This window comes from Mycolicibacterium peregrinum, from assembly GCF_001665625.1.
Taxonomy (GTDB): Bacteria; Actinomycetota; Actinomycetes; order Mycobacteriales; family Mycobacteriaceae; genus Mycobacterium; species Mycobacterium peregrinum_B.
Genome location: NZ_LZSY01000120.1, coordinates 1 through 13874, shown reverse-complemented (window position 1 = coordinate 13874; position 13874 = coordinate 1). Strand labels below are relative to the sequence as shown.

Here is a 13874-nt window from a genome sequence, read left to right as displayed (position 1 = left end):
TGCCAAACGCATCCGATCGATCAACCCGCACCAATTAACCCCCGAAAGGAAAACCAATGCTCCCCACGACCGGCCATCTCACGGCCCTCACCGCAAACGCCCTCTCCGAACCTGGCACCACCACAACCATTCTCGCAGCGACCGATCTGACGTCAGGGTCTCGATCGCTCTACACCATCCTCATCGGAGTCTTCGTCATCCTCATCTTGATCGGCGGCGGCGCCCGTGCCACCGCGGCATTCTTCGGCGGCCGCAAAGGCGAAACAATCTTGTGGGCACTGCTGTCGGTCATTGTCGCAGTCATCGTGGGATCCGGTTACGCGATCTACGTGTCCACGAAGAAGACCGTCGACCAAAGCGGCATCACCACAGGACAGTTCGGCTAAATGGCCGTCGAATCCGCACAGGTGTTCAAAGGGGTGCACGACACCCCCACCTACACCGATCTGCTGTTCAACAAGTCACTACGCATCGGGGTGGCGGTGCCGCTCGCACTCGGCGGGACCGTCACCATCGCACTGCCGTTGCTGTTCCTCGATTCCGGACACGCACAAACCCTCTTCTTCGTTCCCCTGTTTCTGACGCTCATCACCGCCGGGATCGGCGCCATGATCCCGTACGGGAAGCCCAGCCTCGGATTCCGGATCCGCAGCATCTGGCGAGCGATACGAGCGAAGAACGAATCCAGCCGAGACAGCATGATCCTGGCCCCGCCCGACGACGTCATCGGCCACCTGGAGTTCACCAAGCACGGCGTGTACGCCAACTACCTCGTGTCCGGGCTGCGCTACTACCTGCAGCCGACCAAACACCGCCTCGGCGCCGCCGAACGGCACCGCAACCTGGCCCGCGAAGTCCCCGCCGGCGCATGGATCTACAGCATGTCGGTACCGCAAAGCCAGCGCCAACTGCTGCGCGCGATGCTGCACGGTCACCGCGACAAGCCCGAATGGATCGCCACCTGCCAAGGACTGGTCGGCCAGCTCGCGCAGAAGAACCCCCGAACCCGCCTGTATTGGCTGCGATTTCCCGTCGACGCCGGCCGAGAAGGCCACACGCCCCTGGGCCAGGCCACCAAACTCAAAGACTGGCTGGCCGGACGCGACAAGGACTCCGACGAGTCCCTTGCCGCCTACCGCACCCTCGCCCACGACATCGTCACCTCGCTGCCGGAAGACTTCTCACCGGTGCCGGTGACCGAGGACATGGTCGACTGGTTTTGGCGGCGCACCGCCTGGCGCGGCACCTTCACCAACCCGCTCCCCCGACGCCACCAAGGGACCGCTCGACAAGCACCCCGCAACTTCCCCGCGGCCGAGTTCGACGACGGCGACCAACTTCACAACTCCGGCCGCAAACTGCCCATGCTGCCCGCAGCCGGCGTGATGGCCGCCCTGACCGTCCTCACCGCAGTGTTTGTCATCGTCGCCCCCGCAATACTGTTCGGCCTCACCGCAGCCGGCCTCCTCGCCCTGTGGTGTGCCGGTGTGCGGCGGGTGCCGTCCTGGAAAAAAGTGCTCCGCGTCAGCAGCCCCGACGGCCTCTACCCCGACAGCTATCAAGCCATCCTGCCGGTCACCGATATGCCCAAGGCCGGTATCCGCTTTCCAGGGTCAGAGTTCCTCGACGCACTCGACGACCTCAACACCGGCGCCGAATTCGACTTCGCCATCAACCTCGTCGCTCACAACCGCGAACTGGAATTCGTGCGCAACGACCGCGCCAAGGAAAACCTCGACGACCAGTTCAAGCAACGACACGACGCCCGCGACGGGGACCGCGAACTACGGGACACCGGCCGCCAGCTCGCCGAATACAACCGCCTACTCGCCTCCAACAGTGACGAACGTCCGATGGAGACCGCCTTCGTCATCGCCGTCGGCGCCAAAGACCCCGCAACCCTCGACCACAGCGTGAAACGACTCAAAGAACAGCTCGCATCCTCCGGCCAGGTCTCCGTACGCCACCACCGCGGCGCCCAGGCCAAACTCTGGGCCGCATTCAACTCCGGTGTCCCCACCCACAAGAGTTCCGTCGAGCAGTTCAGCTACCGCACGACGGCACTAAAGTGGTCCCGGTTCGTTCCAATCACCTCATCGCAGGTCGGCAACACCAACGGAACACTGTTGGGCTTCAACACGTCCAACGCACTCAACAGCGCCGTCCTCATCGACCTTCCCGGCACCGCACGGCGTAACCACAACCCCTGCCTCGTCTGCAGCGGCGCACCCGGATACGGCAAGTCCTATGCCTCCAAACGCATCGCCCGCGGCGAATACCAGCGCGGCGCCCAACTGTTCATCGTCGACCCCGGCATCGAATGGGCCAAGGCATTCGCCGACGTCCCCACCGACCGCAAAGCCGTGATCGATATGGCCGGCAACAACTTCGGCTGCGACCCGCTACGGATCTTCCCCGAACGCGTCGCCGGCGGCTACTGGCTCGACTACATGATCCCGATGATGGGCCTAGACTCACGCAGCGTCGCCGTGCAACGACTGCGCACCATCCTCACCGCGCGCGCCCGCCGACAACTCAAGATCCCCAGCACCGCGGCGCTCATGGCCTACATCGCCAGCATCCAAGCACCGATCGACCAACCCGACACACGGTCTGAGCAGGTCATCAGGCTTGCCGAGGATCTCTACCCGATCCTGGTTGCCCTGCAGTCCTGGTCAACATACGACTTCACCCGCGCCATCTTCGACGACACCCTGCCCATCCCCGACCTGGCCACCCTCGACCTGACGATCTGGCTCACCGAAAGCCTCGACCTGCCCGACGCCGAGGAAATGAGCACACCCCACCTGCACAACGACCTCAGCGATCGCAAGAAGGCCTCCGTCGCCATCTACGGCATGCTCGTCCGACTCGCCCGAACCACCTTCTTCGCCAACCGAGCCCGGTTCGGCCTCATCATCCTCGAAGAAGCAGGAGGCCTGCTCAACTCCCGCGCCGGCGCCGCCGACGCACACCTCATCAGCCGTCGCGCTCGCAAGCACTACACCGGGCTACTGATCATCACCCAGGATCCGGTAGCCGACCTCACCCTGATGGGCGACAAGTTCATCACCCAACAACTCATCGTCCCGTTCGAAAACGAGGAACTGGCAAAAGAAGTCGCTCGAAAAGCCGGACTACGCGCGGCCGACTACGACGACCTTGAAGAGTATTTCCTCGCCGACCCGGATCCCGAAGACATGCGTGAACCTACCGACTTCGACGACGACGAAGACGAGGGCACCGGTCGACCCAATCGCGGTTCTCGGATCGGCAAGGCCTTCTTCATCGACGAATTCCGCCGACCGGCCCCCATTGTCGTGGCCCACGAACCTGACGCGCGCATCCACGCCGCCTACGACACCACACCAGGTCAGGAGGCAGCATGAGCACGCTCACCGCAGCCGAGAACCTCCATCCTGCTGAACGATTCGGCTACTTCATGGCCACGCACCCGAGAATCCGGCGCGTCAGCGTCTTCTGGTCAGTCGGCCACGTTCTCGCACTCTGGTCGGTCGTCGCCGCACCGCCGGCATTCGCCTCAACCATGGCCGGCGTACTTAACTGGACGGGCATCAAGGACAGCTACGGTGTTCCCCTCGGCAGCTACTACCTGTCAGTGGTCTCGGCCGGAGAAGCGATCACAGAAGCCGGCCCGGACTTGTCCATCAACCCGGCCAGCTGGGCGCGATGGCTCGGCAACGCGATCATCACCGGTGTCAGCCATGACACCGTCGTCAGCTGGCTGCAAGCACAAGTGTCGATTTACGTCTTCATGATCACCGTCGCGTTGTGGCTGCTGCGGTTCGCCATGTCATCAACCTGGCTGTACTGGCTGGCCACCTGGTTCCGACCCCTGTTCGAGATGCTGCGCACCCTGCTGATCGACCTGTGGGTATTCCCGATCTGCCTCGTCCTGGCCCTCGGCTACGGCGCCTATCAGATGGTGTGGCACGGCCGACGCGGCCTCGGATGGAGCATCATGCTCAGTAGCCTGGCGATCGGCGTGATCGCCATGATCCTCGTGTTCCAAGGCGATCCCCTCGGCGAGCTGTCCGGGGATCACGGACTGCTGTTTCAAGCCCGCACACTGGCTTTCACAGCCGCCCAGGGGGCCGTCAACAACGGCTCCCTCGTGCCTGGCGGAGACAATGCGGCCAACCTGGACCAACTGACCGGCGTGACCGCGACGGCTGTCCTGCGCCATCCGCTGCAGATTCAGAACTTCGGCATGGTCGTCGACGACGTGGGCACCTGCGCCAGCGCCTACTCCAATGCACTGATGGCTGGGGACAGGCGAACGCTGCCGACACCAGTCGGAATGCCCGGATCGCCGGCGTCGGCCGCGACCGACGTCCTGCCGTTCCTGGGCGGTGGAGACCATTCCGGCCCCGCCCACGCGATGGCCAAATGCGGAGCACCCCAGGCGCTCGCACACGCCCAACAACTCGACTTCGGCAGCTTCGCTGTCGGCATCGGTTTCTGCATCCTCGGTCTGCTCTTCACATTCTTCATCTGCTACGTGGCGTACAGCTACGTGATGGTTTGCGGCGCAGCGTTTCTCAACTGCATACTTGCGCTCTTCGCCGCAGGGCCCGCAATGATCGATGGCAAGCCACGCCAGCGCGGAAAGCGTCGCATCAAGGAATTCTTCAAGCACGCGTTCCTCGTCTTCGTCTACGTCGTGTACATCTCATTCACCGCGGTCATTATTCTCAAAACCGTTGTGCCGGGAGGATATGCGGCGCAGGTCGGCATGACCCACCCCGTTGCACAGCTCGTGATGATCGCGATCATGTCGGCGGTGGCCATCGGTCTGTTCTGGTGGCTGAAAAAGGAACTCAACGACCACACCCGCCAAGACCTCGTGCACGCGGTGCATCAAGTCATCGACACTGCCCGTGCGGGCTACGACAAAGGCCAGGCAGCCGTCGACAAAGGCATGTCCGCCTCCCAGCGCGGCAGAGACTGGCTGATGGACAAAGGCGCAGCCGGCGGCGGTGGGAGCGACGACGGGGACGATCAACCACTCACTGGGCAGCCCGTCGAAGGACGTTCCAGCGTCAACAAGCCCTCATCGACGAGCACTGGAGGCGGCGGTGCTGGTGGATTGACTGAATCGCTACCTGTACCTAGCGGTGGAGGTGGCGCCCTGCCGGCGGGTGAGGGTGCCGCAGGTGGTGCAGCGGCCGGGGCCGGCGGCTCGGCGGCCGGCGGTGCGGCCGCTGTGGTCGCTCCGGAAGTTGTAGCGGGTCTGGCGGTAGCCGAGAAGGTGCAAGGTGGCCGCAAACAACGCTCCGCGCCCCGTGGCAACGGCAACGGGAGGCCTTCGTCTGACGCTCCCCCGGTCATCGATGCCAACGGTCCCCAACATTCCTGGGTGCCAGGAGATTACGGCTCCCAGACTCCGACCGATGGCCGTACCAACCAGCCGGCGAATAGTCAACAACGAACGCTGCCACCTCCCCCGCCGCAGCAGCAGCAGCCCATATTCGACACCGACACCAACGACTATTGGAATGAGCCACCAGCACCCGGCAGAGGCCAGCAGCACTGACCTTTTGTGGTCAGTTTGCCGGGTCCGTGACCCCGGTGTCGGTCTCTTCGTCGGGTGCACATGTAACCGAACTAGTGAGGTGGGCCCGCTGAGAGTCACCGTCGACGTCAGGGCGTGGCGAGGAAAACCGGCGGCGGGGTCTCGTCCGTGTACAGCACGATCTGGATCCGGTCCTGCACGCTCGCTCGCTCAGGGCTGTTCAGATTTCCTGTGGCACCAGTGAAGAAGGTGTCGAGGACTTCTTCCCGAGTGGCGGGCTTCACAGCTGGGCTCCACCAATAAATGATGAGTTCGCTCCGTGGGCTCCCGTCGTCGCGCTCGCGATTGAGCGCCTCGTAGACGCGTCGCCACCACCAGCCGTCCGATTCGCCAAGAGAGCACCCAAAGATGATGAACAGTCGAGTGTCGGGAAATAGGTGGCCGTACTCGATGCGATTCATGGCCCAGTACGGCTTCATGAGCTCCCGGTGGGGGTCTGTGCCCTGGTCGAAGCTGTCGGGCGCGTCGATCCCGAACAGAAGGGACCGCGGAATTGCCTGCTGCCCGTGAGGATGGATGACCTCGCTGCGGACGTAACTGGACCAACCGGTTTCGTGGTTGCCGAATCCACCCGGACGGCCCGTTGGGTTGGGCCAAAACATGAAATTCCGGTCGGCACGCGTGTGCAATTGCGGCCGGAACTGCTGGGCGTCACGAAAGGCGTAGTCATCGAGTAGAGGCGTGTAGTTGAAGTTCACGAACAGGAAGTTGAAAAGGTGGTAATGGCTGGTCTCGGTGGGGAAGGCGAAGGACTCGAAGGTCGACGATGTCTTGGCGACGTCTCCGATAAAAGACGCCATTGACTTCACGGCCAAGGAACCCTCTGCGGAGTCCTTCCCGACCCGGGCGAGTAGATCAGGCGGCGCGACGAGTTCCAGGTATTCCGAGAACGCCGCCTGGATGGCGAGCGTTGACTCGTAGACGGTTTGGACCTGCTGCAAGCTGCCTTTAAGTCTGGTGAGTCGCCCGATGGCTGCTTCGATATCGCTCCAGTTTTCCTCGCCGTTCTCCTTAGCGACAGCCATCTGCTGGACGACAAGGTTTGAGGAGTCGAAGTCGCGAGTTATCTGGGGTCACATTCTGATGTTCACTGTTGTTACCGCTGAGGCGAGCTGGCTGGCTTGGACTGATCGGTAACAGGCTGGGCCGCCGGTGTTTCCGGTTAGGGGTTGGTTGGTGCGGTCTGGCTGGCGCGATGGTTCGGGAGCCCATCGCTTCGTCGCCGCCCATCATGGCGGGGGTGCCGTCGGTGACGAGTGCGGTGACTTGTTCGGCGTGGGCGCGGGTGTTGGTTCTTAATGACGGGTGGCTAGTTGTGGTGGTGTGGAGTGGGTGGTGGCTGTCGGGCTGCGGGTGGCTCGTTGGGGCCACCAGCTGGCTTCGCGTAGGAGTGTGGCGATGGCGGGGACGGTGAGGGTGCGCACGAGGAAGGTGTCGAGTAGGAGTCCGCAGCCGATGATGAGGCCGGCTTGGATCATGATGGCGATCGAGCCGACCATGAGGCCGAACATGCTGGCGGCGAAGATGAGTCCGGCTGAGGTGATGACGGAGCCGGTGTTGGCGACGGTGCGCAGTACGCCGACGCGGATGTTGTGTCCTGATTCTTCGCGTAGTCGTGAGACGAGCAGCATGTTGTAGTCGGCGCCGACTGCGACCAGGATGATGAACGCGAGTAGTGGTACTGGCCAGGCGATTTCGTGTCCGAGTCCCCATTGGAAGATGAGGACGCCGATGCCCAGTGAGGCCAGGTAGTTGAGCACGACGGTGCCGAGCAGGTAGAGCGGGGCGAGCAGGGCGCGCAGTAGTAGTACGAGGATGAGTCCGACGATGAGCAGTGTGGCGAGGGCGAGTTGGGCGAAGTCGGCTCGCAGCAGTCGTTGGATGTCGGAGTTGACGGCGGGGAACCCGGCAACGGAGACGGTGGCTTGGTGCAGTGAGGTGTTGGGGCGTGCGGCGTTGGCGACGTCGGTGATTTCGTGTGCGAGGCGGGTTGCTTCGGCGCTGTAGGGGTCGTGGCTGGTTTCGATGGCAAAGCGTGCTGTTTTTCCGTCTGGGGAGAGGAATTGTTTTGCCATATCGGTGAATTGGCGGTTTTGGAAGGTGTTGGCGGGCAGGTAGAAGCCGCTGGAGGAGTCCGAGTTGGTGGTGGCGCGGGCGGCGTTTTGGAGTTGGGTGGCGATCTGGCTCATCCCCGACAGCATTTCGATGTTGGAGTCGGCCAGTGCGTGGACGCCGGTGGCCAGGGCTTGGGCGCCGGAGGCGAGTTGGCTGATGCCGTCTTGGAGGCGTCGGATGTTGCCGGCCAGGTCGGCGGGGTCTCCGAGGGTTGCGAAGGCTTTGTCGAGGGTGGTGACCGCGGTTTGGACGGTGGCCAGGGTGCCGGCGACGGTGGCGTTGGTGTCGGGGTTGTAGCGATCGCCGAGTTCGGCGATCTGGGTGAACAATCCGCTGTCGCGCAAGCTCACCAGTGTCTGGACTTGGTCGCGGATCTGGGCGCATTGGGGTGTGGTGGCACACCACGGTGAGGTGTTGAGGGCGCCGGTGAGGGGGTCGAGGACGGCGATGGCGTGTTGGGCTTGTTCGGCCAGGGGTCGCAGTCCGGGACCGGATTGGATGGCGCGGTCGACGCCGGGGGCGGTGGCCGAAAGTTGTTGCAGCAGGGGCCGGAACTGCTGAATCTGGGTGCCGGCGGTCTGGGCTTGGGTGAGTGTCGCGGTCAGTGGGGTCAGGGCGGTGCGTACGGTGGTGTCGAGTTGGGCCAGGCCGCCGGCGAGTTGGTCGGCGCCGCTGGTGAGCTTGGTGAGGTCGTCTTTTCTGGCGTTGCCGTCGGCGACGGCGCCGGCCATCTTGTCGCCGATCTGGCCGTTCTGCCAGGAGAGTTGGGCTTGTTCGAGGCGGGCTCCGGTGGGGCGTGTGACGCCGGACACTGTGGTGACTCCGGGGATCTGGGAGACGCGGGAGGCCATTTCGTCGAGGTCGGCCAGCCCTTTTGCGGTGCGCATGTCGGTGGGGTTTTCCACGACGAGGAATTCGGTGATGACGATGTCTTTGGGGAAGTGGCGGTCGAGGAGTTGGTAGCCCTGGTTGCTGGCGGTGGTGGCGGGCTGGCCTTTGCGGTCGTCGTAGCTGATCTTCATCGTTGTGGTGGCCGCGGCCAGGGTCAGCAGGATGACCAGGCTGGCGATCAGCAGGGGCACGGGTCGGCGGACCACCGCGACCGCGACGCGGTTCCAGTAGCGGCGGGTGCGGTCGGGTTTGGGGTCGCCGATGCCGCGTCTGGCGGCCAGCGCCAGCACCGGTGGCAGCAGCGTCACGGTGGCCAGGAATCCGAACAAGACGGCAACCGCGCAGGCTGGCCCGAGGGCGGCGAACACGCTCAGTTGAGCGAACACCATGGCCAGGAATGCGCAGGCGACGGTGGCCGCCGAGGCCAGGATGACCCGGCCGATGCTGGCGGTGGCGTGCACGATGGCCTGATCGGGCGGCACCTGTGCGCGGCGCTGCTCGTGGTAACGGCTGATCAGAAACACCGTGTAGTCGGTGCCGGCTCCCAGCAGGATCGCGGTCATGAACGCCACGGTGAATTGCGAGACCGGCATTCCCAGCTGGCCCAGGGCCGAGAGCACACCGCGCCCGACGACCAGGCTCACCGCGATCACCAGCAGCGGCAGCAGCGCGGTGAACACCGAGCGGTACACGATGAGCAGGATCGCCGCGATCAGGCCGGCGGTGGCGATCGAAATCAGCACCAGGTCGTGTTCGGCGGCCGCGATCTGGTCGCTGAACGTGGCGGGCGGGCCGGTCACGTACGCGGTGATCGTCGAGCCGGCGAACACCTCGGCGGCGATGTCGCGCACCGCTTGCACGGATTCAGCGGCGGCGGGATCGCCCAGGGTGCCGGCCACCCCGACCGGCAGAAACCAGGCCTTGCGGTCCGCGCTGACCGCCTGCGTCGCGGTGATCGGGTCGGCCAGCAGATCCTGAACCAGCAAGACGTGTGCGGTGTCGCCGCGTAGCCGCGCCACCAGGTCGTCGTAGCGCTCCCGCGTCGACGGCGTCAGCCCGGCGGGGTCTTCCATCGCGACGAACACCATTGTCTTGGAACCTTGTTCGCCGAACGCCGCGCTCATCCGGTCCACTGTCTGAAACGACGGCACATCATGTGGGAGCAGCTCCGCCGATTGCTGCCGCACCACGGTTTCCAATTGGGGAAACAGCAGTGCCAGCACCACCGCGACGCCGAGCCAGGCTCCGATCACCAGCGCCTTGTGCCTCACCGTGAACCTCGCCAGCGCCGCCAACCGCGCGCTGTACTCGCTGGAATCCGCCGGTTCGGCCGAACGGCGGTATCGCCGCCGAACATTCATCGCGGTGCCCGAACCATCCGGATCGCTGTCGGTCACTACCCCTCCACCCGAGAAAAGGAACTATCGGTATCGCTACGCTACTAGCAGTACCACAGTGGTTGGCGCGGCGCGTCCGAGGGTGCCGCGCGGGCGCGTCTTGGGGGCCGCTAGCGACCCGCACCGACGCCGGCGTCGGTGTCGTCGTCGTCGGGGATGTCGTGGCGGACCACCCGGACCCGGCCACGCGGCAGGCAGGCCATGTATCCGTGCCGTTTGCCGTAGAGCTCCCAGGCTGTGGCGTGCGCGTCGGCCTCGACATCGATGCGGTGTCCGCGGGAAAAGCCCAGGTGCAACGCGCCGTCATCGCCGTATCGGGCGTGCGTGCACACCGCGCCGGCCAGGTCGAGCAGCGGGCGTTCGTGCACCGCGACCCGGTCGGGGTCGATGAGCACTTCCTCGGCCGGAAAGTCCCCGATGGGCGGCAGTGTCAGCCGCAGGGGGCGCGAAATCACCAGCTCGCTGTAGCCATCGAGGTCCAACACCAACCCGTCGCGCAGCGACACGCGTTGCACGACGCAGTCTTCGATCCATTGGGTGAACATGGCGCCTCCTTCGACACGTCTTTGGGTCGCATCTGAAGGGTACGGTAAGTATCGCTGCGATACTATTAGTATCGTTAACTGTCGGGGGTGAGGGTGGCCAGGCGATCCACGATGCGCCGGCTGGCCCGATCGATGCGGTCACGGGTCTGGGCCGCCGAGGCCCGCCGGCCGATGAAGGCGGTCAGGTTCGCCAGCCAGATGTCGGCGAGGAGTTCGGCGACCGGCTGATCGAGCGGCCCGGGCGTGTCGCCGCCCAGGGTGTGGGCGAGCAGGCGTTGGATGACCGCGGCGGCCTCGTCGAGGGCGGCGGCGGTGGTGCTGTCGGCGGCGACGAATGCCCGTGTCATGGCGTCGGTGAGATGAATGTCGCGCTGCCAGTGTTCGTGCAGATAACCGGTCAGCCGATCCAGTCGCTGCTGAGGTGTCGTGCCGGTGGCGGCCCAGTCCTGGGCGGCCTGCAGCCGCCCGAATTCTCGGGCCAGCGCTGAGACCAGCAGGTGGGTCTTGGACGGGAAGTAGCGGTAGAGCGTGCCGACCGCGATACCGGCCCGATCGGCTACCGTGCGCATCCGCACGGCCTCATACCCGCCCGCGGCGGCCACCGTCAGTGCCGCATCCAGAATCGCCTCTCGGTGTCGCGTCGGCGTGCGCGGACGCGGCGGCGCGCTCGGGTGTGGCGCCACCGGCGGCGAATCCGACTGGGATTGTTGCCTTGTGGGGTGGGCTTCGGTGTCGGTCGCGGTCACGGTGCCGGGTCGTGCGGGTCGGCGTGGGCCCGCTTGCTGCGGGTGAACTGTTCCAGGAGGCCATCGAACGCCGCCAGATCACCGTGGGCGGCGAAGTGGTCGGTGCTCACCACGACGAACACCGCGCTCGCGGTGAACCGGGTGACGCCGTCGGTGTCGGTGCCTGTCGCGCGGATATGCAGGGCGCGGCCGTTGCGCTCGGTGATGTGCGCGGTGATCCGGTGCGGTTGGTGCAGTGGCACCGGCAGCAAATACTCGACGGTCAGACGGCGCGTCACCGCCGGTGTGCCGGCGATCCACAGCGTGAAGCCCAGTACGTCATCGCAGGCGGCCGCCACCGCGCCGCCGTGCGCCAATCCCGGCGCCCCGATGTGGCGTTCGTCGAAGGTCGCATCGGCATACACCTGCTCGCCGCAGCGGTACACCACCAGCTGCAGGCCGTGAGGGTTGTCCGGGCCGCAGCCCATACAGTTCGGGGTGTGGGCGGGCAACGGTTCCGCGGGCGGCCCAACCTCACGGTCACCGTCGGGTACCGCATCCCGACACGGCACGTGCTCGGACACCCGATACCTCCAGTACGATCAGTTTCGCTACGCTACTGTTGGTACCATAAGTGTCGGGCGGGCGGAACCGTTGGCCATAAAGGGGGAAGCGGCGAGGAGAGTGAGTGTGAGCAGCAGCCAGCCGGATCGAGTCCACGACGAAGACGACGATATCGACCCCCGCCGCACCCGGTCCCGCAATCGCTTACTGGACGCCGCGGCCGCGCTGCTCAGTACCGGTGGTGTCGAGGCCGTCACCGTCGAGGCGGTCACCAAGGCCTCCAAGGTGGCCCGAACCACCCTCTACCGCCACTTCGGCAGTTCGTCGCACCTGCTGGCGGCCACCTTCGAACGGCTGCTACCCCAAGTCACCCCGCCGGCACCGGCCAGCGGGACGGTGCGCGAACGCCTCATCGAACTGCTCACCCGTCAGGCGGCGCTGTTCGCCGACGCCCCGCTACACGTCACCATGCTGGCCTGGCTGTCCCTCGGTCCCACCGCAACAGCCGACCACACCGGCGGTGAACACGCGGCCGGCACGCTGCGGGCACGAGTCGTCGACCAATATCGACAACCCTTCGACGCCATTCTGCAAAGCGCCGAAGCCCGCGTCGAACTCGACGACTTCGACCTGACCCTGGCGTTGTGCCAACTGATCGGGCCGCTCGCCTTCGCCCGCATGACCGGACTGCACACCATGACCCCCCACGACACCACACGCATCGTCGACGACTTCCTCGCCACGCATCAACGCAAAACCACCCCCACCGCACCCACACCGCCCGGCGACAATGCCGTGGCGGTCACCGCCGACTAAAGCCGGTCCGCCGCCGACGGTTCAGCGACTGGCCGATCGGCAGACACCGACACGCCCTGGATAGATCTCCCCACCACAGCCCGACGGGCCAAATCCCGTCGATGACCTGGCAATCGGGCCGACGGGCACCTCACGAGCTGGCCCAGGAGGCCAGGAAGGTCTCACTCATGGCCCGGCACCGGCCGTCACCGTGACCGCTCGCGAACGCCTCCGTAGCACTGGGCTCAGGGGGTCTGTTCCTGCAGGGTGTCGAGTTGGCCGTAGAGCAGCTCGATGGTTGATTGTTGTTCTGCGACGGTGGCTTTGAGTGCGGCGATCTCTTTGTCCTTGGCGGCGAGTGTGTGGCGCAGCGCGGCGTGGATGCTGGTTTCGCGGCCAGTCGATGCCGGTTCTCGGTCGGTATGCCGGCCGCGGTATTGCTCGATGACGGTCACCAGGTCGTCGTGTTTGTAGATGGTTTTGCGGGACACCTTGGCGCGGCGGGACACGGTGGAGAAGTTGATGTCGGCGTTGGTCTTGCGCAGGTAGGCGATCGCCTTCTCGATGTCGCGGCGCTTCTCATCGCTGCGGGCCCGGCGGTATTGGTCCAGCGCATCGAGTGCCTTCTGGGTGGGCGGTGGCGGCTTGGGGCGGCTCATCGCGGCGTGTCCGGATCGGCCTTGCGCAGCACGGATTCGTGACTTCCCCGGGTCGCGGTGCGCAGGGTGGGTGCCCGGTTGGCGGTACCGGCACCCGCGACGCTGTTCGCGCCGTCATCGGTCACGTCGTCGCGGTGGAGCCGGTCGAGGATGGCATCCAGCGAGGCGATTTCGCGGCGACGCTCGTGGATCCACACGTTGTCGTCGGTGAGCTCGCGCCCGGTGCGTGCACGGTACTGCTCGCGGCGGACGTCGATCAACGTCAAGGTCTTGACGCGTTGGTCGACCAGTTCGTCGAGGTGGGTGGCGTCGGTGGCGAAATGCCCACACGACAAGCAGGCGTTGCCCTTGTCGCAGGTGGCCACCGGCGGCAGCAGGCACACGCCGTTGGGCAGCACCCGGTCGGTACGCGCCGAGAGCTGGGTCATGTCATAGACATCAGACGGGCTGATGGCGATGTCGGCGCCATGAGCGCCGATCTTTTTGTGCCGCAGGAACTCCGCTTCGGCCGTCGCTTGCAGGGTGGCGGCATAGCGCAGGGTCATCGCCGGCGAGGCGTGCCCGAGGTAGCGCTGCACCACATGGAT

Annotated in this window: 10 protein-coding genes and 1 pseudogene; 4 read left to right on the top strand and 7 right to left on the bottom strand. The window is 65.3% G+C overall.

The genetic code is table 11. The features are described from left to right. Positions 1 to 56: 56 nt before the first annotated feature. From A5779_RS20140 to A5779_RS20130, 3 genes are read left to right on the top strand one after another with little or no spacing between them, the layout of a single operon-like run. Positions 57 to 386, top strand: a complete 330-nt coding sequence (locus A5779_RS20140) for a hypothetical protein (protein ID WP_064884969.1) — start codon at positions 57 to 59, stop codon at positions 384 to 386. Further along, entirely contained in the window at positions 387 to 3389 is a 3003-nt protein-coding gene (locus A5779_RS20135; protein WP_064884967.1) for an ATP-binding protein, read from the top strand. It abuts the gene before it with no gap. Next, the gene (locus tag A5779_RS20130) at positions 3386 to 5557 is read left to right on the top strand and encodes a hypothetical protein (RefSeq protein WP_064884965.1); all 2172 of its coding nucleotides are present in this window, start codon (positions 3386 to 3388) and stop codon (positions 5555 to 5557) included. Before A5779_RS20135 ends, A5779_RS20130 begins: the two co-directional genes overlap by 4 nt. A 107-nt stretch (positions 5558 to 5664) precedes the next feature. Here the strand turns inward: A5779_RS20130 and A5779_RS20125 are convergent, their stop codons facing one another. The 5 genes from A5779_RS20125 to A5779_RS20105 form a co-directional block, all read right to left on the bottom strand. Next, positions 5665 to 6621 carry an AbiH family protein gene (locus A5779_RS20125; protein ID WP_064884963.1) on the bottom strand — a complete coding sequence of 319 codons (957 nt, stop codon included), beginning with the start codon at positions 6619 to 6621 and terminating at the stop codon, positions 5665 to 5667. A 270-nt stretch (positions 6622 to 6891) separates the two neighbouring features. Beyond that, positions 6892 to 9963, bottom strand: coding sequence for an MMPL/RND family transporter (locus A5779_RS20120; RefSeq protein ID WP_207545017.1), 3072 nt, complete (start codon positions 9961 to 9963; stop codon positions 6892 to 6894). 146 nt (positions 9964 to 10109) lie between these two features. Continuing rightward, positions 10110 to 10544 carry a DUF6188 family protein gene (locus A5779_RS20115; RefSeq protein ID WP_064884959.1) on the bottom strand — a complete coding sequence of 145 codons (435 nt, stop codon included), beginning with the start codon at positions 10542 to 10544 and terminating at the stop codon, positions 10110 to 10112. A gap of 74 nt (positions 10545 to 10618) precedes the next feature. Further along, on the bottom strand, positions 10619 to 11290 hold the full coding sequence (locus A5779_RS20110; protein ID WP_064884957.1) for a TetR/AcrR family transcriptional regulator: 672 nt from the start codon (positions 11288 to 11290) through the stop codon (positions 10619 to 10621). Next, on the bottom strand, positions 11287 to 11757 hold the full coding sequence (locus A5779_RS20105) for a PaaI family thioesterase (RefSeq protein ID WP_064884955.1): 471 nt from the start codon (positions 11755 to 11757) through the stop codon (positions 11287 to 11289). Before A5779_RS20105 ends, A5779_RS20110 begins: the two co-directional genes overlap by 4 nt. Positions 11758 to 11959: 202 nt before the next feature. Between A5779_RS20105 and A5779_RS20100 the strand changes: the two genes are divergently transcribed. Then, positions 11960 to 12649 carry a TetR/AcrR family transcriptional regulator gene (locus A5779_RS20100; protein ID WP_064884953.1) on the top strand — a complete coding sequence of 230 codons (690 nt, stop codon included), beginning with the start codon at positions 11960 to 11962 and terminating at the stop codon, positions 12647 to 12649. 224 nt (positions 12650 to 12873) lie between these two features. Here A5779_RS20100 and A5779_RS20095 read toward each other — a convergent pair whose 3' ends face one another. After that, positions 12874 to 13287, bottom strand: coding sequence for a DUF6262 family protein (locus A5779_RS20095; RefSeq protein WP_064884951.1), 414 nt, complete (start codon positions 13285 to 13287; stop codon positions 12874 to 12876). Further along, a pseudogene (locus A5779_RS20090) lies at positions 13284 to 13874 on the bottom strand (tyrosine-type recombinase/integrase); the annotation flags it as partial. The gene A5779_RS20095 and the pseudogene A5779_RS20090, both read right to left, overlap by 4 nt.